The organism is Paracoccus hibiscisoli (genome assembly GCF_005048265.1).
GTDB classification, from domain to species: domain Bacteria; phylum Pseudomonadota; class Alphaproteobacteria; order Rhodobacterales; family Rhodobacteraceae; genus Paracoccus; species Paracoccus hibiscisoli.
Map to the genome: position 1 here is coordinate 1 of NZ_SUNH01000009.1, position 18029 is coordinate 18029.

Annotated in this window: 19 protein-coding genes and 1 tRNA gene; 10 read left to right on the plus strand and 10 right to left on the minus strand. The window is 69.0% G+C overall.

Annotated elements, in window-relative coordinates:
* Positions 1 to 54: 54 nt before the first annotated feature.
* The 5 genes from FA740_RS07060 to leuB all read right to left on the minus strand — a co-directional run bounded on the left by FA740_RS07060 (position 55) and on the right by leuB (position 3780).
* Positions 55 to 987 (minus strand): IS5 family transposase, encoded by a 933-nt coding sequence (locus FA740_RS07060; RefSeq protein ID WP_136856071.1) that lies wholly within the window; start codon positions 985 to 987, stop codon positions 55 to 57.
* 168 nt (positions 988 to 1155) lie between these two features.
* The gene (locus tag FA740_RS07065) at positions 1156 to 1401 is read right to left on the minus strand and encodes a hypothetical protein (RefSeq protein ID WP_136856072.1); all 246 of its coding nucleotides are present in this window, start codon (positions 1399 to 1401) and stop codon (positions 1156 to 1158) included.
* A gap of 174 nt (positions 1402 to 1575) precedes the next feature.
* Positions 1576 to 1652, minus strand: a tRNA-Pro gene (locus FA740_RS07070).
* Between the two features lie 46 nt (positions 1653 to 1698).
* A complete protein-coding gene (locus tag FA740_RS07075) occupies positions 1699 to 2652 on the minus strand; it encodes a DMT family transporter (RefSeq protein ID WP_136856211.1) in 954 nt (317 codons plus the stop codon).
* A gap of 6 nt (positions 2653 to 2658) precedes the next feature.
* Positions 2659 to 3780: a 3-isopropylmalate dehydrogenase gene (gene leuB, locus FA740_RS07080; protein WP_136856073.1), complete on the minus strand. Its 1122-nt coding sequence runs from the start codon at positions 3778 to 3780 to the stop codon at positions 2659 to 2661.
* Between the two features lie 168 nt (positions 3781 to 3948).
* Between leuB and FA740_RS07085 the strand changes: the two genes are divergently transcribed.
* From FA740_RS07085 to FA740_RS07110, 6 genes are all read left to right on the plus strand, one after another.
* The gene (locus FA740_RS07085; protein WP_136856074.1) at positions 3949 to 4437 is read left to right on the plus strand and encodes a hypothetical protein; all 489 of its coding nucleotides are present in this window, start codon (positions 3949 to 3951) and stop codon (positions 4435 to 4437) included.
* A 125-nt stretch (positions 4438 to 4562) separates the two neighbouring features.
* Positions 4563 to 5762, plus strand: a complete 1200-nt coding sequence (locus tag FA740_RS07090; RefSeq protein WP_420873138.1) for an MFS transporter — start codon at positions 4563 to 4565, stop codon at positions 5760 to 5762.
* A complete protein-coding gene (locus tag FA740_RS07095; protein WP_136856076.1) occupies positions 5743 to 6783 on the plus strand; it encodes a glycosyltransferase family 4 protein in 1041 nt (346 codons plus the stop codon). Before FA740_RS07090 ends, FA740_RS07095 begins: the two co-directional genes overlap by 20 nt.
* Complete coding sequence (locus FA740_RS07100; RefSeq protein WP_136856077.1) at positions 6780 to 7397, plus strand: glycosyltransferase family 29 protein; 618 nt, start codon at positions 6780 to 6782, stop codon at positions 7395 to 7397. The genes FA740_RS07095 and FA740_RS07100 overlap by 4 nt, the downstream gene beginning before the upstream one ends.
* A gap of 80 nt (positions 7398 to 7477) precedes the next feature.
* A complete protein-coding gene (locus FA740_RS07105) occupies positions 7478 to 9439 on the plus strand; it encodes an autotransporter domain-containing protein (protein ID WP_169306244.1) in 1962 nt (653 codons plus the stop codon).
* 231 nt (positions 9440 to 9670) lie between these two features.
* Positions 9671 to 10693, plus strand: coding sequence for an aspartate-semialdehyde dehydrogenase (locus FA740_RS07110; RefSeq protein WP_136856079.1), 1023 nt, complete (start codon positions 9671 to 9673; stop codon positions 10691 to 10693).
* A gap of 186 nt (positions 10694 to 10879) precedes the next feature.
* Here FA740_RS07110 and FA740_RS07115 read toward each other — a convergent pair whose 3' ends face one another.
* Positions 10880 to 11527, minus strand: coding sequence for a carbonic anhydrase (locus FA740_RS07115; protein WP_136856080.1), 648 nt, complete (start codon positions 11525 to 11527; stop codon positions 10880 to 10882).
* A 181-nt stretch (positions 11528 to 11708) separates the two neighbouring features.
* Between FA740_RS07115 and FA740_RS07120 the strand changes: the two genes are divergently transcribed.
* Genes FA740_RS07120 through FA740_RS07130 form a run of 3 tightly spaced genes read left to right on the plus strand, consistent with a single transcriptional unit; the run spans position 11709 to position 14293 of the window.
* The gene (locus tag FA740_RS07120; protein WP_246053507.1) at positions 11709 to 12044 is read left to right on the plus strand and encodes a hypothetical protein; all 336 of its coding nucleotides are present in this window, start codon (positions 11709 to 11711) and stop codon (positions 12042 to 12044) included.
* 57 nt (positions 12045 to 12101) lie between these two features.
* Entirely contained in the window at positions 12102 to 13472 is a 1371-nt protein-coding gene (locus tag FA740_RS07125) for a leucyl aminopeptidase family protein (protein WP_136856082.1), read from the plus strand.
* Entirely contained in the window at positions 13472 to 14293 is an 822-nt protein-coding gene (locus tag FA740_RS07130) for a C40 family peptidase (protein ID WP_136856083.1), read from the plus strand. Before FA740_RS07125 ends, FA740_RS07130 begins: the two co-directional genes overlap by 1 nt.
* Before the next feature lie 52 nt (positions 14294 to 14345).
* On the opposite strand, the gene truB is transcribed toward FA740_RS07130, so the two are convergent.
* Genes truB through rbfA form a run of 3 tightly spaced genes read right to left on the minus strand, consistent with a single transcriptional unit; the run spans position 14346 to position 16461 of the window.
* Positions 14346 to 15239, minus strand: a complete 894-nt coding sequence (gene truB / locus FA740_RS07135) for a tRNA pseudouridine(55) synthase TruB (RefSeq protein WP_136856084.1) — start codon at positions 15237 to 15239, stop codon at positions 14346 to 14348.
* Positions 15240 to 15290: 51 nt separating this feature from the next.
* The gene (locus tag FA740_RS07140; RefSeq protein ID WP_136856085.1) at positions 15291 to 16049 is read right to left on the minus strand and encodes a phosphodiester glycosidase family protein; all 759 of its coding nucleotides are present in this window, start codon (positions 16047 to 16049) and stop codon (positions 15291 to 15293) included.
* Positions 16039 to 16461, minus strand: a complete 423-nt coding sequence (gene rbfA, locus FA740_RS07145) for a 30S ribosome-binding factor RbfA (protein ID WP_136856086.1) — start codon at positions 16459 to 16461, stop codon at positions 16039 to 16041. Before rbfA ends, FA740_RS07140 begins: the two co-directional genes overlap by 11 nt.
* A 73-nt stretch (positions 16462 to 16534) precedes the next feature.
* Here rbfA and dapB point away from each other — a divergent pair, with 73 nt between their 5' ends.
* Complete coding sequence (gene dapB / locus FA740_RS07150; protein ID WP_136856087.1) at positions 16535 to 17374, plus strand: 4-hydroxy-tetrahydrodipicolinate reductase; 840 nt, start codon at positions 16535 to 16537, stop codon at positions 17372 to 17374.
* On the opposite strand, the gene FA740_RS07155 is transcribed toward dapB, so the two are convergent.
* Entirely contained in the window at positions 17365 to 17961 is a 597-nt protein-coding gene (locus FA740_RS07155) for a COG3650 family protein (protein WP_169306245.1), read from the minus strand. The two genes, dapB and FA740_RS07155, sit on opposite strands and share 10 nt — an antisense overlap.
* Positions 17962 to 18029: the final 68 nt, after the last annotated feature.

An 18029-nucleotide genomic window follows, 5' to 3' on the forward strand; every position in this document is an offset into this window, starting at 1 on the left:
GGCGTTGTTGCGTAACTCACGCGTGAGACGTGATGCCCCCTTTCCCCGTTGTCATCAGTCCACGCGGACTATCTCGGCCGTTCCGATGGCCGAGAAGCGGTTCATGAGTGCGATGCGGATTTGGATTTCGGCGGTTTGGCGGTCCGGGTCTTTTGCGTTGATGCGTTCGCCAAAGGCCTTGAGGCACCGCATCTTCGCCTCGATCCGGCTTCGGACGTGGTATCCTGTCCAGCGCTTCCAGAATGCCCGGCCGTAGTGCCGTGTGGCGCGGAGGGTCTCGTTTCTGGCAGTCGCTGCCGGGCAATCCTCTTTCCAGGGCCGGCCGTTCTTGCGGATGGGGATGATAGCGATGGCCTGCCGGTCGATGATAGCGTTGTGGCAGCGGCGGGTGTCATAAGCGCCATCAGCGGTCACCGTGCCGACCTCTTCGTCCTCGGGGATCTGACCGAGCAGTTCCGGCAAGACCGGACTGTCGCCGTCGCTACTGGGAGTGAACTCTACTGCCCGGATGTCCGAAGTGGCCGTATCCATGGCCAGATGGACCTTGCGCCACTGGCGCCGACCCTGAACGCCGTGCTTACGGGCCTGCCATTCGCCGTCGCCGACGAACTTGATCCCGGTGCTGTCCACCAGCAGGTTCAGCGGGCCGTCGACGCGCCGATACGGGATTTGGACGGCGAGCGTCTTTTGCCTCCGGCACAAGGTCGTGTAATCCGGTACGGTCCAATCTAGGTCCGCCATCTTCAGCAGGCTGGCGACCATCCCGGTGGTTTGCCGGAGCGGCAGCTTGAACAGGACCTTGATGGTCAAGCAGAACTGGATCGCTGCATCAGAGAACACGGCAGGGCGACCGGGCTTGCCATCAAACGGCGCAAGCCAGGACAGGTCCTTGTCCAGCCAGATCAGCAGCGACCCGCGCTTGCGAAGCGAGGCTGTGTAGCTAGACCAGTTCGTCGTGCGATAGCGGGCGGGTGATGGCTTGCTCATGCGGACCGTCTAACCGCATAGATTCACAAATGTGAATCCTCGAAGGTCAGAGTTCTGCAACAACGCCTAACGATTGGCAACTCCGTCCAGCATAGTAGACTGTGCCACCTCGATTCCGCTGCACCAAGCGCCGACGTCCGATTCGGGGCAGGTGCACTACGGCATCCCTCAGGCCTCGAACGGCTCCAATCGGCCGAAATTGTAAGCGGGTGACCTGATAGGCGATTTGGGTAAGCGATCCTCGTCCTCACCTTCGCCCCATTGATCATCCATGAACGCCTTCAGCTCGGCCGATGTGAGCGTTTGCTCGCTGCCGCGCGGTCTTGCCCTTTCCTGTAAGGCAGCGATGCGCTTTGCCAGCGGCTGCTCGTGCTGTGCCTTCGTGTTTTCAGGCTTCTGATCGTTTCTTCCCATGCTACTGGCCCCACGATTGGTGCGGCGACATTAGCTGACGGCTGTCCTCGATAGAACCTCCGGTTGGAGGCGCGAGCGAAAACTCTTCGAGCCTTACGTCAGCCTTGCTGCCGCAAAGGAAGAGTAGTGGCCACTTGAGGAAGACTTCAGTGGCAATCCACAACATCGGGAAAATGGTCGGAGCGAGAGGATTCGAACCTCCGACCCCCTGCTCCCGAAGCAGGTGCGCTACCAGGCTGCGCTACGCTCCGACCGTAGGACGGGCAGTTAGCGCGCCGCCTGTCCGAATGCAAGCCCTCAGCTGCGGGGGGGCCACAATCTTTGCAGGATCGTGGATTTGGGCGCTGTCACGGTTTCCGTGCGCAGGCGGGCGCTGGTGGCGGGGCGGTTCGCGCTGACGCCGCCGCGGCTTTCGCGCCAGACGATGTAGATGCCGGACCCGATGATCACCCCCGCACCCAGCAGGGTCGCGGGGTCGACCCCCTCTCCGAACAGGAACCAGCCATAGGCGGTCGCCCAGAGGATCTGCGAATACTGCATCGGCGCCACGATCGCGGCCTCTCCGGCGCGATAGGCCATGATGACCAGGAACCCGCCCATCAGGCCCAGGGCCGCGATGATGCCGGTCATCGCCAGGTGGATCAGCTCCATCGGCTCATAGCTGATCGACAGGGCCGCGCCGGTCGCGAAGAAGTTGCCCAGCATCGGCCACATCATCAGCACCATGGGCCGTTCGGCCCGGCCAAGGCGGCGGATGATGACCGCGGCCATGGCGCTGGCGACCGCACCCGCCATCGCGGCGGCATGGCCCAGCTGCAGCTCCTGCCCGCCGGGGCGCAGCACGATCAGCACGCCCGACAGGCCCACGACCACCGCCGCCCACCGGTGCAGCCCGACCTTTTCCCCCAGCAGCGGGATCGACAGGATGGTGATCAGCAGGGGCGTCGTGAACAGGATCGCATAGACCTGCGTCAGCGGCAGGGTCGAAAAGGCATAGAACCCCGCCGCCCCCGCCACCACCGCGCACAGCGTGCGCAGGATCACCCAGCCGGGGTTGTTGGGGCGCAGCGTGCCCGGCTGGGGGTCGCGCATCAGCACGATGCTGACCAGCGGAAAGGACAGCAGCGAGGCGAAGAACAGGATCTGCAACGCCGGATAGGACGCGCCCAGGGTCTTGATGATCACGTCATGCGTGGCATAGAGGCCCATCGCCGCCAGCTGCAGCAGCGCGCCTTTGACGTTGCCGGTCAGCGCCAATCAGGCCTCCAGCGCGGCGATGATCGCGTCGCCCATCTGCGACGTGCTGACCGGAGTGCCGCCTTCGGGGCCCATCAGGTCGGCGGTGCGGACGCCATCGGCCAGGACGCGCTCGACCGCGGCCTCCAGCTGATCGGCCGCGGCACCTTCGCCGAACGAATAGCGGAGCGCCATCGCGAAGGACAGGATGCAGGCGATGGGGTTGGCCAGCGCCTTCCCCGCGATGTCGGGGGCCGATCCGTGGACGGGCTCGTACAGCGCCTTGGGGCGACCGTTGGGCATCACCGCGCCCAAGCTGGCCGAAGGCAGCATCCCCAGCGACCCGGTTAGCATCGCCGCCGCATCAGACAGGATGTCCCCGAACAGGTTGTCGGTCACGATCACGTCGAACTGACGCGGCGCGCGCACCAGCTGCATCGCGCCATTGTCCGCATACATGTGCGACAGCTCCACATCCGGGTATTCGTTCTGATGCACCCAGGTGACCTCCTCGCGCCACAGGATGCCCGATTCCATCACATTGGCCTTTTCCATCGAACAGACCTTGTTGCCGCGCGCGCGGGCCAGCTCGAAGGCGGCGCGGGCCACGCGGCGGATCTCTCCGCTGGTGTAACGCTGGGTGTTGATGCCGACGCGGCCACCCTCGTTCTCGGGGTTGTTGTCGTCGGAATGGATGCCGCGCGGTTCGCCGAAATAGACGCCCGAGGTCAGCTCGCGCACGATCAGGATGTCCAGGCCGGCCACGACCTCACGTTTCAGGCTGCTGAAATCGGCCAGCGCGTCGAAACACTGCGCCGGGCGCAGGTTGGCGAACAGGTCCATCTCCTTGCGCAGGCGCAGCAACCCGCGTTCGGGTTTGACGCTGAAATCCAGCACGTCGTATTTTGGGCCGCCCACCGCGCCCAGCAGGACCGCGTCCACCGCCTGCGCCCGCGCCATGGTCGCATCCGCCAGCGGCACGCCATGCGCGTCATAGGCCGCGCCGCCCACCAGATCGTGGGTCACGTCGAACGCCATGCCGCGGTTCGCCTGGAACCAGTCGATGACCTTGACCACCTCGGCCATGACCTCGGGGCCGATCCCGTCGCCGGGCAGGATGAGAAGCGAATAGCGGTCGGACATGATCCCTCCTTCAGGTGCCCGCCGGGGACAGGGCGGGCTGCCGGTCCGGGTTAGACCCCGCCTGACGCGCGGTCAAGATTCCCGCCCCCGCTCACGACAGTTTGGGTTGCACCCTGCGGCGCGCTGGCCGACCCTGTCCGCCGACCGTGACTGCGCACGAGGACCGTGATGACCCGTTGGACTGCCCTGATGATCGCCGCCGCGACGGCATTGACGCAACCTGCCCTGGCGCAGACCTCGGACGGGGTGCCGGGCGACCGGGTGGTCGTGCCGCTGCCGGACGTGTCCGGCCTGTCCGATGACGCGGCGCAGGCGCTGGCGCACGATCTGGCGCAGATGACCGTGATCACCGCCGAATGCCCCGAACATGATGTCAGCGGCCCGGAATTCCAGCTGATGGCCGGCACCACCGATGCGCTGACCGAACGGCTTGGCCTGGACCCGGTCAGCTATGACCGCGACTATGTCCGCCCCGCCTTTTCCGTGATGTCCGAGGCCGATGCCTGCGACCGCCTGGGCCCGCAGGTCCCCGAGATGATCGCCCGGCTGGAGGGCATGGGCGGCAGCACCCAGCCCGTGACGCCGGGCCTGGCCGAGGCCGCCGCCGCAGAGGCCGCAGCCGATGCCGACACCGGAACGGACGCCCCCGCACAGTAACCCCTGCCCGATATCCCCCTGACGGTGATGCCCCGGCGCGACGCCGGGGCCGCCGGTGATTTGCACATCTTGCAGATTCCGCGCGCTTGCCCCAGCGTGCCGCCGGGGAACGGAGGGTCGTCGTGATGCTGAAGGCCGGATTGGTCAGCCTGGTGCTGGCCTATATGCTGTCGCAATTCTATCGGGCGTTTCTGGCGGTGCTGGCGCCGGTGCTGCAGGATCAGGTGGGGGCCGGGCCGGGCGATCTGGCCCTGTCCTCGGGGCTGTGGTTCATCGCTTTTGCCGCCATGCAGCTGCCGGTGGGCGCGGCCCTGGACCGGTTCGGGCCGCGCCGCACGGTGGCCTGGCTGATGGGTCTGGGCGGGGCCGGGGGGGCGGTGGTCTTTGCGCTGGCCACCGCGCCCTGGCACCTGCATGTCGCCATGACGCTGCTGGGCATCGGCTGTTCGCCGGCGCTGATGGGGCCGTATTACATCTTTGCGCGCGAATATCCTCAGGCGGCCTTTGGCGCGCTGGCGGGGATGCTGGTGGGCTTCGGCTCTCTGGGCAACATCCTGGGCGCATCGCCGCTGGTCTGGGTGATCGAGGCCGCGGGCTGGCGCCAGACGCTCTGGGGGCTGGCGGTGGTGACGCTGGGGGTGGCGACGCTGGTCCTGGCGGCGGTGCGCGACCCGGCGCGGCTGGGCGCGGGCCATCCGCAGGGGTCCATCGGCCAGATCCTGCGCCTGCGCGGGCTGTGGTTCATCCTGCCGCTGTTCGGGGTGAACTATGCGGTGACGGCGGCGATCCGCGGCCTGTGGGCCGCCCCCTGGCTGACCGAGGTGCATGGCGCCGACGCCACCCAGATCGGCCGCGTGACGCTGGCCATGGGGCTGGCGATGGTCGCGGGCAGCTTTGCGGTCGGGCCCGCCGCGCGGCTGGCCGGAGGGGCGCGGCGCGCGGTGATGATCTTTTCGGCGGTGATGATCGCGGTGATGGGGGTGATGGTGCTGCAACCCACGCTGCCGCTGGCGGTGGTGACGGTGCTGCTGGTGGTGCTGGGTTTCTTCGGCTCGGCCTATCCGCTGCTGATGGCGCATGGGCGGGGGTTTCTGCCACCGCATCTTGTGGGGCGGGGCATGACCTTCCTCAACATGATGTCGATAGGCGGGGTGGGGGTGATGCAATTCGCCTCGCGGCCGGTCTATGCGGCGGCGCAGGGCGCCTACCCTCCGGCGCAGGCCTTCGCTATGCTGTGGCTGTTCTTCCTGATCCCCTTGGCGATCGGGTTCCTGCTGTATTTCCTGACGCCCGAGGCACCCGCCCATGCCCCCGACCCAGACTGATCCGCTGATCGTCGCACCGAACCTGAAACGCCGCCTGTCGGGCGTCACGGCGACGGTGGTCCGGCTGATCCCGGTGCAGGCGCGAATGATCGACATCCGCGCGACCGGCCCCGGCCTGCCCGCCGACATCCCCCACATCCCGCTATGGCGCGCGGCGACCCTGCCCCGCGACCGCTGGCGCGTCTGGCACGCGCGCCGCAACACGGAAATGGCGCTGGGCCTGATCCTGCGCCGCCTGCTGCGCCGCAGATACCGCCTGCTGTTCACCTCCGCCGCGCAACGCAAGCACACCGGCTTTACCCGCTGGCTGATCCGGCAACAGGACGCGCTGATCGCGACCTCGCCCCAGGCCGCCAGCTATCTGGAGCGTCCCGCGACCGTCATCCTGCACGGCGTGGACACCGACGTGTTCCACCCCGCCCCCGACCGCGCCGCCCTGCGCGCGCGGCTGGGCCTGGACCCCGACGCGGTGCTGATCGGCTGCTTTGGCCGCATCCGCGCGCAGAAGGGCGTCGATCTGCTGGTGCAGGCGGGGCTGGACCTGCTGCCCACCCGCCCGCGCGCCCAGATCGTCTTTACCGGCCGCATCACCCCCGACAACCGCGCCTTTGCCGACGACCTCCAGGCGCGCATCAAGGCCGTCGGGCTGGAACACCGCATCCGTTTCCTGGGCGAGCTGCCGTGGGAGCAGGTGATCGCGCATTACCAGGCCCTCGACCTGTTCGCCGCCCCCGCCCGGTGGGAGGGCTTCGGCCTGACGCCGCTGGAGGCCGCCGCCTGCGCCGTCCCCACCGTCGCCGCCCGCGTCGGCGCATACGAGGCGCTGATCCGCGACGGCCAGACCGGCAGTCTGGTCCCCAAGGACGACGCCCCCGCCCTGACCGCCGCTTTGGCCCGCTGGCTGGACGACGATGCGGGCCGGGCCGCCGCCGGTCAGGCCGCCCGCGCCCATGTCGCGGCCAACCACGCGATCGAGGCCGAGGCGCAGGCCATCACCGCCGTCTATCGGTCGCTTCTGTGAACCGCCTGGCCTTTGCTACCGCGCGCCTGCTGCGCCGCGACGCGCCCTTGGCGGCGCTGTCCGTGCCGCAATCCGCGCTGCTGGCCGACCTCAGCGGGCAGCATGTCGCGCTGATCGGCAATGCCCGCGCGCTGGCCGACCAGGCGCATGGGGCGCAGATCGACGCCGCCGACCGCGTCATCCGCATCAACCGCGCGCCGATGCCCGACGCCGCCAGCCACGGCACGCGCACCGACTGGCTGGCGCTGGCCACGCGCCTGCCCGACGCGGACCGCGCGCGGCTGGCGCCGGGCCGAATCCTGTGGATGTCGCCCAAGCGCAAGCGGCTGGACTGGGCCAGCGCCTCCAGCGACGGATTCTACCTGCACCCGCTGGCCGATATCGACCTGCTGGCGGGCAGGCTGGGCGCGCCGCCCACGACCGGCGCCATGATGATCGACCTGCTGCTGCGCAGCGACCTGGCCAGCCTGACGCTGTATGGCTTCGACTTCTTCGCCAGCCTGTCGCTGTCGGGGCGGCGCGCGGCCGCCGATGTGCCGCATGATTTCGCAGCCGAGGCCGCCTGGGTGGCCGATCTGTTGCAGCGCGACCACCGTCTGACGCTGATCCGCTAGACAGCCCTTGCGCGGCCTGCATGCTGTGCAATCCTGTCCGCTTCCCCAGAACGGGGCACCAAGCAGACAGGGAGAAACCCATGACCACCCTCAAGGCCGCCCTGGCCTCAACGGCGCTGATCTGCGCCACCCCGGCGCTGGCACAGGATTTCGGCGCCTATGGCTATGACACCATGCGCAGCCTGGCGCTGGATTATCCGGGCCGCTTCACCGGCACCCCGGACAGCGGCACGACCTTTTTCAACGCGGCCGAATACATGCGCGGGCGGCTGTCCTTTGGCGGCAATGCCGTCACGCGGCAGGATTTCATCGCCACCAACCGCCGCACGGGGGCGACGCTTGGCCCGTCGCAGAACCTCGTCGTGTCGATGCCGGGGGCGGATGGCCGCTTTCTGGTCGTGGGCGCGCATTTCGACACGGCGGGCACCTCGCCCGACCTGCAGGGGGTGGATGACAACGCCTCGGGCGCGGGGGTGCTGACCGAACTGGCCGGCCATATGTCCGGGCTGGACACCGATCTGGGCCTGGAATTCGTGGCCTTCGGCGCCGAGGAGGTCGGCCTGCAGGGCGCCGCCCATTACGTCCAGACACTGGGCGAGCGTCGCGACGACATGGCCGGCATGATCAACATCGACAGCCTGATCACCGGCGATTTCATGTATGCCCATGCCGGGACCGAATATCTGGACGACCCGGCGCTTTTGTCGCTGTGGTCCCGCGCGCAGGACATCGCCCGCGATATGGGCATCGACCTGCGCAGCAATCCGGGCCGCAACCCGGACTATCCGATCAACACCGGCTGCTGTTCGGACGCCGCCGTGTTCGAGGGTTACGGCATCCCGATCCTGTGGCTGGAATCGACCAACTGGGATCTGGGCGATCTGGACGGCTATACCCAGACCGACAACCCCGCGATCCCCGGCGGCGCGACCTGGCACGACCCGGTCGAGGACAACTGGGAGTTCCTGCTGGCCGCCCTGGGGCCTGAGCGGTTCGAACAGCGCATGCGCGACTATGCCCGCATCCTGACCCGCCTGCTGGTCGAGGAGACCGGCGCCGACCTGATCGCCTCGTCGCAGGATGCGGCCCTGTCGGCGGCGCAGATCGCCGATCTGGCCACCCGTCAGCAGGCCGACCTGGCGGCGCTGTCGCTGCGCGCGACCCGCGACCGTCTGGGGGCCGACGGCGCCATCGGGCAGATCACGCCCTCCATCGCGGTGCAGGGGCTGGCCACGCCGGACAGCAGCGCCACCTTTGGCCGCGATGGCGGGGCGGCGCTGATGGCGCGGGTGGGGGTGGCCTATCAGGCGGCGCCCGGCCTGTCGCTGGGCGGCCAGCTGGCCTATGCGCGCACGGGCGACGACCTGCGCAGCGGCGATGATCTGGAATCGACTGCCTATCAGCTGTCGCTGGACGCGGCTTATACGATGAACGACGACTGGGTCGTGGGTGCGGTCAGCTGGGGCAAGTCCGACCTGGAGGGCACGCGCGACTTCGTGCTGCGCTCGGGGCTGGGGGCGACCATCGTCGCGCGCGATTTCGACTGGTCGACCAATGCCTATACCCTGGGCGCGCGGGTCCAGGCGGGGCGCGACTATGCCACCGCCACGGGCGTGACATACGGCCCCGTCGTGGGGCTGGACTACAGCCGCACCCGGATCGGCGGCTTTTCCGAAGGCTCGGGCGACCGTCGCGCCGTCACCTATGCGGGCCAGGCCATCGAAAGCCTGGAGGTCCAGCTGGGCGGCCGCGTCGGCACCGATCTGGACCTGGCGGGGCGCCCCGTCGCGCTGTCCGCGCAAGGCGCGCTGGTCCATGACCTGGCCGAAGGCGCACCCTCGCGCATCCGCGTGACCGATGCGTCCGGCACCGACCGTCAGGTGACGCTGGACGGGCAGGACCGCAACTTTGTCCGGCTGGGCCTTTCGGCCAGCACGGCGCTGTCGGACCAGGCCGATGCCTGGGTGACGCTGGACAGCCGCATCGGCCATGATGCGGGCTCTCAGGCGACGGTCGGCGCGGGCCTGGGTCTGCGCTTCTGAGGCAACCGTTGCGCGCGCGGGCATTGCTGCGCGCGCAAGCGGTGTACACCCTGTGCACGCCCGGTGCATCGGGCGTGCATCCCCGGTGCGGGCGGTTTTACCAGGCCCCGCTGGCTGGGACCGCACCGCCGTGCCGGGCGTGTTGCGCCGTGCCGGATTGCAACGCGCGCTGGCGTTGCGTGCGTTTTTGCGCTAGACGCCCCGGACCGCAGAAAAAGGAGTCCCCCCGAAATGGGTTACAAAGTCGTCGTCGCCGGCGCCACGGGCAATGTGGGCCGCGAAATGCTGAACATCCTGGAGGAACGCCAGTTCCCCGTGGACGAGATCGCCGTGCTGGCCTCGCGCCGCAGCCAGGGCACCGAGGTCAGCTTTGGCGACAAGACTTTGAAGATCAAGGATATCGAGCAGTTCGACTGGACCGGCTGGGACATCGCCCTGTTCGCCATCGGATCGGACGCGACCAAGATCCACGCCCCCAAGGCCGCGGCCGCGGGCTGCGTGGTGATCGACAACTCCTCGCTCTATCGCTACGACCCCGACGTGCCGCTGATCGTCCCCGAGGTGAACCCCGAGGCGATCCACGGCTATGCGAAAAAGAACATCATCGCCAACCCCAACTGCTCGACCGCGCAGATGGTCGTGGCGCTGAAGCCGCTGCATGACCGCGCCCGGATCAAGCGCGTGGTTGTCTCGACCTATCAATCGGTTAGCGGCGCCGGCAAGGATGGCATGGACGAGCTGTGGGACCAGACCAAGGGCATGTACGTGCCGGGTCAGGAAAAGGCCCCCAACAAGTTCCAGAAGCAGATCGCCTTCAACGTGATCCCGCAGATCGACGTCTTCATGGAAGACGGCTCGACCAAGGAAGAATGGAAGATGGTCGTCGAGACCAAGAAGATCATGGACACGTCGATCAAGGTCACCGCGACCTGCGTCCGCGTCCCGGTCTTTGTCGGCCATTCGGAATCGATCAACATCGAGTTCGAGGACTTCCTGGACGAGGACGAGGCCCGCGACATCCTGCGCGAGGCGCCCGGCGTCATGGTCATCGACAAGCGCGAGCCCGGCGGCTACATCACCCCCGTCGAATGCGTGGGCGATTACGCGACCTTCATCAGCCGCATCCGCCAGGACGGCACGGTGGAAAACGGCCTGAACCTGTGGTGCGTCAGCGACAACTTGCGCAAGGGCGCGGCTCTGAACGCGGTCCAGATCGCGGAACTGCTGGGCAACCGGGTGCTGAAAAAGGGCTGATCCGCGTCAGACCAGATTGCGGGGGGCGGCGTGGCAAGGGCCATCGCCGCCCTCATGCTGTCGGCGCCCGTCTTTGCGCCGTTTCCGATCATGCCGCCGTGCGGGACCGCATCGACACGCAGGCCAGGGGCATCACCGCGGTCTGTCCGGCCCGGGTGATCCGCTGACGGCCCGACCCCTGACGGGTCAGATTGACACCCACCGCCGGCCGCCATCCTCTGCCTGCAGCAGCGTGCCCTGGCTGATGTCATGGACCAGCCCGTGCAGCGACATCTCTCCGGCCTCGACGGCCGAGCGGACAAAGGGGAAGGTCAGCAGGTTCTCCAGCGACACCAGCACGGCCTCGCGTTCCAGCGCGCTGACCTGATCCTCGGCGGGCAGGTCCTTCACCCGGTCGTATCCCGGGCGCAGGATGTCCATCCAACGACCGACAAAGCTGGTCTTTTCCTCCAGCTCGGGGGCGGCGCCCGAACACATCGCGTGACAGCCCTGCACGCCGCCGCAATTGGTGTGGCCGACCACGATCAGATGCGCCACCCTGAGCGCCGCCACCGCATATTCCACCGCGGCCGAGGTGCCGTGCTGCAACCCGTCGGGGGCATAGGCGGGTACCAGGTTGGCGATGTTGCGGTGGATGAAGAACTCTCCCGAATCGGCACCGAAGATGCTGGTGACGTGAACCCGGCTGTCACAGCAGGAAATCACCATCGCGCGCGGACGCTGGCCCTCGGTGGCCAGGCGGCGGAACCAGGCGGCGTTCTCGGTGTAGGACGTCGCCTTCCAGCCGTGATAGCGCTTGATCAGATATTGCGGCAACGGAGACAGGTTGTGCATCTGGCACCTCGCTTTCTGCCAGCGTGATAGGCCGGAGTTGAGACAAATTCGAGCCTTTTATGCGGTCCCGCTCAAGGGTTTCTTCACCGACAGGCGCCATGGTCGGCCCGTGCGGGGACAGATCCCTTCGGAGGTGCGGATGGCACAAATATCGGCTTTGGCTGTATCAGAGGTGGTCCGCGTGGACAGCCGTCGCGTGGCAGAGATCGTGACCGAGCTGGGCGAGACGGCGGCCCAGCACGTCATCGGGCTGGCACTGGAACAGCTGGCGGCCGCCCTGACGACGGTGGATGAGGCGCTGCAGGCGGGCGACATGGGGCAGGCGGTGGCGCAGGCCGAACGCATGTCGCGGCTGGCCTGGCAGATCGGTCTGCTGTCGCTGGCGGGTGTGGCGATGGACCTGGGCAGCACGGCGGAACGCGGCGACATGGCGGCGCTGGCGGCGATCCGGGCGCGGCTGTTGCGGGTGGGCAACCGCTCGCTGACGGCGATCTGGGACCGGACCGCCCTGGGCTGAGGTTGCAGGCGGCGCCCGGTCCTGTAGGCTGGCCCGGCAACTGCCAAGGACCTGCCCATGACCCCGGAATTCGCGCCCGCCTCCGACACCACCCTGCCGCTATGGCTGGTCTGGTCCGGCGACCCTCTGCCCGATGACGCGGGCAGCTGGCCCCAGGCCAGCGGTTTCACGGGCAAGACCGGGCAGATCTGCCTGCTGCCCGATGCACAAGGCGGGCTGCGCGGTGCGATCATGGGCCTGGGTGACCGCGCGCAGGCCGGGCGCGATCGCTTTGCGCTGGCCCGCGCGGCCTCGCTGCCGGTGGGCGACTGGCATCTGGCCGCCCTGCCCGACGGGCTGGACCCCGATCAGCTGGCCCTGGGCTGGCTGCTGGGTCAGTACCGCTTCACCCGCTACAAGGGCGCGCCCGTGCAGGGCCCGCGCCTGGTCTGCCCCCAGGGCGTCGATGCCGACCGCCTGCTGGCCATCGCCGGGGGCGAGTTCCTGACCCGAGACCTGATCAACACCCCCGCCAGCGACCTTGGCCCCGACAAGCTGGAGGCCGCCGCCCGCGCCCTGGCCAACGACATCGGCGCGCGGGTCGAGGTGATCTGCGGCGGCCAGCTGCTCAAGCAGAACTTTCCGTTGATCCATGCGGTGGGCCGCGCCTCGGCCAGCGAACCGCGGCTGATCGACATCCGCTTGGGCGATGCGGGGCCGATGCTGACCATCGTGGGCAAGGGGGTCTGCTTTGACACCGGCGGCCTGAACCTGAAACCCGGCGCGTCGATGGGGCTGATGAAGAAGGACATGGGCGGGGCGGCGACCGCGCTTGGCCTGCTGAAGATGCTGGCGCGCAGCGGGGCGGCATCCGGCCTGCGCCTGCGCGTGCTGATCCCGGCGGTGGAGAACAGCGTCGCGGGCAACGCCTTCCGCCCCGGCGACGTGCTGCCCTCGCGCAAGGGCCTGACGGTCGAGGTCAACAACACCGATGCCGAGGGGCGGTTGGTCCTGGCCGACGCCATGACCTACGCGGCCGAGGAAAACCCCGACCTGATGATCACCCTGGCCACCCTGACCGGCGCCGCGCGGGTGGCGCTTGGCCCCGACCTGCCGCCGTTTTATTGCGACGACGATGCGACGGCTGCGGCCATCCAGGCGGCGGGCATGGCGGTGGGCGACCCGGTCTGGCGCATGCCCTTCTGGGAGGCCTATGAGCCGCAGATCGAACCGGCCATCGCCGATCTGGACAACGCTCCCTCGGGCGGCATGGCGGGTTCGATCACCGCCGCCCTGTTCCTGCGCCGCTTCGCGGAGGGCGCGGGCCGCTATGCGCATTTCGACATCTATGGCTGGCAGCCCTCCGCCGCCCCCGGCCGCCCCAAGGGCGGCGTCGGACAGGCCGCGCGCGCCCTCATGGCCGCGCTGCCGCAGATTCTGGCGCGCTGATGGACCGCCGCCTGACCCCCGCCACCGACCGCGTGGCGCTGGAGAGCCTGCGCGGCCTGCTGGACCGACCGGCCTGGACCCCGGGCGAACCCGCGCGCCTGGCCATCCCGCTGGCGGACCTGCTGACCGCGCCCGACGGCCGCCGCGACCGGCAGGTGCTGTTCGGGGCCGATCTGACCGTGATCGACCGCCGCGACGGGATGAGCTTTGTGCAGGCCGCCCTGGACGGCTATTGCGGCTGGCTGCCCGACACCGCGCTGACCCGTGACCTCCCCCCCGTCACGCATCGGGTGACGGCCCCCGCCACCCATGTCTATCTGGAACCCGACATGAAGCGCCCCGAGCGGATGTCCCTCTCCCTGGGCGCCCGCCTGTCGGTGACCGGGGTCCGCGACGGCTTTGCCGCCCTCGCCACTGGCGGCCATGTCCCCGTGCAACATATCGGCGACCAGCCCGCCCGCGACCCGGTCGCCGTGGCCGAAAGCCTGGCCGGCACACCCTATCTGTGGGGCGGCAACAGCCGGTCGGGCATCGACTGCTCGGGCCTGGTCCAGGCCGCGCTGACCGCCTGCGACATCGCCTGCCCCGGCGACAGCGACCTGCAGCGCGAGGCCTTTCCCCCCACCGACACCATCGACCGCGGCGACCTGCTGTTCTGGCCCGGCCATGTCGCCATGGCCCTGTCCGCCGACATGATGATCCACGCGACCGCCTGGACCATGAGCGTCACGCAGGAGCCCATCGCCCATGCCCTGTCCCGCATCGACGCCGCGGGCCAAGGCCCGTTCCAGGGCGCGCGCCGCCCCCCTTCTTCTTCATGACAATATCCCGGGGGAGTCCCGCAGGGACGGGGGCAGCGCCCCCCAGCCCGGCTTACAGGTTGAACACCCGGTCCGGCTGAACCATCCCGCCCTGATAACGGCCGATGCAGACCGGCCCCTTGGCGTCCTGAACCCAGACCAGCTCGCCCCATTCGGCGCCGCCCGTCACCTCGCCGGGATTGCCGTTGCGGATGCGGATGCCGCCCTCGACGGTCGCGCGCAGCATCGGCAGATCGGCCAGCCCGGTCTCCAGCGGCAGGATCTGCGTCTCCAGCCAGTCCTGCGCCTCGCGGTCCACGCGGTCGAAGGCCACGCCATGCTCGGCCTCGAACGGCCCCGACCAGGTGCGGCGCAGATGCGCGACATGGCCCAGACAGCCCAGCACGCGACCCAGATCGCGCGCGATGGAGCGCACATAACCGCCCTTGCCGCAGACCATCTCCAGCCGCGCGGTGTCATGCCCGGCCTCCAGCAGGGTCAGGCTGTCCACCCAGAGCGGGCGCGCCGCCAGCTCCATCTCGACGCCCTCGCGGGCCAGATCATAGGCGCGCTCGCCCTCGACCATGACGGCGGAAAAGGCGGGCGGGACCTGCATGATGTCGCCGGTGAACCCCGCCAGCGCGGCCTCGATCTGCGCGGCAGAGGGGCGCGCATCGGCGGTCCGCACCACGGTGCCCGAGGCGTCGTCGGTCGTCGTCTCCGACCCCCAGTTCACCACGAAATCATAGCATTTCAGCGCATCCGTGACGATCGGCACGGTCTTGGTCGCCTCGCCCAGGGCGATGGCCAGCACGCCGGTTGCGTCGGGGTCCAGCGTGCCGGCATGGCCCGCCTTTTTCGCGTCCAGCGCCCACCGCACCTTGGCCACCACGGCGGTCGAATTGACCCCCGCGGGCTTGTCCACGATCAGCCAGCCGTTGATGTCCCGGCCCTTCTTGCGCGCCATGGTAACTCCTGCAAAACAAGGGCCGGGGGATAGACCCGCGGCCCGCACGGGTCAACCGTCCTGCTCGACCAGGCCGATGATCGGCCCCATGCTGCGCCCGAAATCCGCCCGCCGCACCGATGGCGCATAGAGCCTGGAGATCGAGCCGTCGAAATACAGCGCATCGCGCACGCCCAACCCGTCGCGAAAGAACCGCCCGAATTCGTGAAACGTCACCGGCCGGTTCGAGATGGCGAACCACGCCGTCTGCCCGTCGGGCGCCACGCCCACGCCGTTGCGGATATAGCGGCTGTCGCTGTCGACCAGGAACCGGGGGTGCAGGTCGCCGTCGATGACCAGCATCGGCCCCGACTGGCTGGCCAGCCGGCAATCGGGCCGCGCCTCGGCGAAGGCCCGCGATTCGATCACCTGAAAGGGCTGCGCGCCGCCGGTGCAAAAGACCCCGTTGGGCAGCATCCCGAAATTGTCGCGGCTGGCCCCGGTGACGATGGGCGACAGCTCGACCCCGTCCACGACCAGCAGGCCCACGGGCCGGTAATCGGCATGGAACATGCCCGCGTTCATGGCGAAGGACAGCGTCTCGTCCGGACCAAGCGTCCGGCGCACATTGGCGAATGTGCGCAGCGGCGCGCCATCCGCGCCGTCCTGGAACAGCCGCAGCGCGGGTTCCTGCGCGGCCTCGACGGCACACAGGACATAGCCCTGGCCGTCATGATCCACCCGTTCGCATTGCGCCGCGCCCGCGGGCAGCAGCGTCGCGACCAGCATGCCCGCGGCCACCGCCGCCAGGCGCGGCAGATCAGGCGTCATCGTCTTCGCGGTCAGGCGCCTCGACGTCGCGGCGGACGCGCTCGTCCTCGAACAGGCGGCGGGTGTCGTCCATGCGGTCGAAGGTCTCGTCCAGCTGGAACCGCAGCTCGGGCGCGTATTTCAGCGTCATGGCCTTGGCGACCAGGTGGCGCAGCTCGGGCGTGTTGCGGCGCAGGGCCAGCAGCGCCTCGGGCGCGTCGCGACCGCCCAGGGGCAGCACGAAGGCCGTCGCCACCTTGAGGTCGGTCGACATCGAGACCTCGGCCACGGTGATCGAGTGGCGGTTCAGGTCGGGGTCATGCACATCCGCCCGCGCAAGCACGTCGGACAGGGTGCGGCGGATCAGTTCGCCCACGCGCAGCTGGCGCTGCGCCTTGGAGCCTTGACCCTGGGAATTGCGGTTCTGTGCCATGCGCCCCGATGTAGGGGGTCGCGGGCCGCGCCGCAACCTTGTATCACGCGACCAAAGCCAACAGGGGTGGACCATGAGCGATTTGCAGAACACCGATCAGCCGCAATTGCCGGGCGTTGTGGTGACCGGCGCGTCGGGGCGCATGGGGCAGATGCTGATCCGGCTGATCCTGGACAGCGCCGATCTGCGGCTGGTGGGCGCGCTGGACCGGCCCGGCCACGACTGGATCGGGCAGGATATCGGCACGGCGATGGGGGCCGCACCCGTGGGCGTCACGGTCAGCGACGATGCGGTCGGTGCCATCGCGCAGGCGCAGGCGGTGATCGATTTCACCAGCCCTGATGCGACCGTTGCCTTTGCCGAACTGACCGCGCAGGCGCGCGCGGTTCATGTCATCGGCACCACCGGGCTGGAGCAGCGGCATCTGGACGCGCTGGCCGCCGCCGCGCGCCATGCGCCGATCATCCGCGCCGGCAACATGAGCCTGGGCGTGAACCTGCTGGTCGGCCTGACCCGCAAGGTCGCGGCCGCCCTGGGCACCGAATGGGACATCGAGGTCGTCGAAAGCCATCACCGCCACAAGGTCGACGCGCCGTCCGGCACCGCGCTGATGCTGGGCCAGGCCGCGGCCGAGGGGCGGGGCGCCACACTGGACGACCTGCGCGTGCCCGCCCGCGAGGGCATCACCGGCGCCCGCGCGCCCGGCAGCATCGGGTTCGCCGCGATCCGGGGTGGCGACGTGGTGGGCGAACATGATGTGATCTTTGCCGCCGAGGGCGAGCGCATCGTGCTGCGCCATCTGGCGACCGACCGCGCGATCTTTGCGCGCGGCGCGTTGCGCGCCGCGGTCTGGGGCCAGGACAAGGGCCCCGGCGAATACGACATGATGGACGTGCTGGGCCTTCAGGGCTGAACAGAGCAGCAGCCCGACAGCATCCGCGGGCTGTCGCCGTGGATCACCACCTGCGCGCGCAGCCCGAACAGGCGGTCCGACATCCCGTCATTGCATTCCTGCGGGGTGGCCATCAGGGTCACCCCCTCGGCCACCACGGCGCGGGTCGGGTCGCGGAACACCCCGGTGGACAGGACCGCCTGAATGGGGCGGATGTCGTCCTCCATATCGGGGCCGGTCAGCACCAGGGCGCCGTCCTGTGGCGCGGCACCCCAGAACGGCTCGGTGCCAAAGCACTGGAACCCGTCGGGCAGGCGGTCCTCCTCCCAGACATCGACGCGGTAATCCAGATAGCGGGCCGAGACCCAGCCCGACCCCTCGCCTGTGTTGACGCGCGCCCAGCCCTGGCGTTCCTGGACCACCTCGATGCGGGTGGCGTCGGGGGCCAGCGTGCCGATGATGGGGGCGCTGGCGTTCGGATCGGCGCGGATGTTCAGCACGTCGTCCGGGGCCACGCGGGCCACGTCGAACAGGGTGGGCAGGATGTATTCCTGCGTGGCCATCGCCGGGGTGGCCGACAGCATCAGGACAAGGGCGGTGCGGATCATGGGGCCTCCTTTTGGGGTCAGCCTAGCGCAGCGGGGGCCGCGCCGCATCACACGGTTTCGCGCCCTGT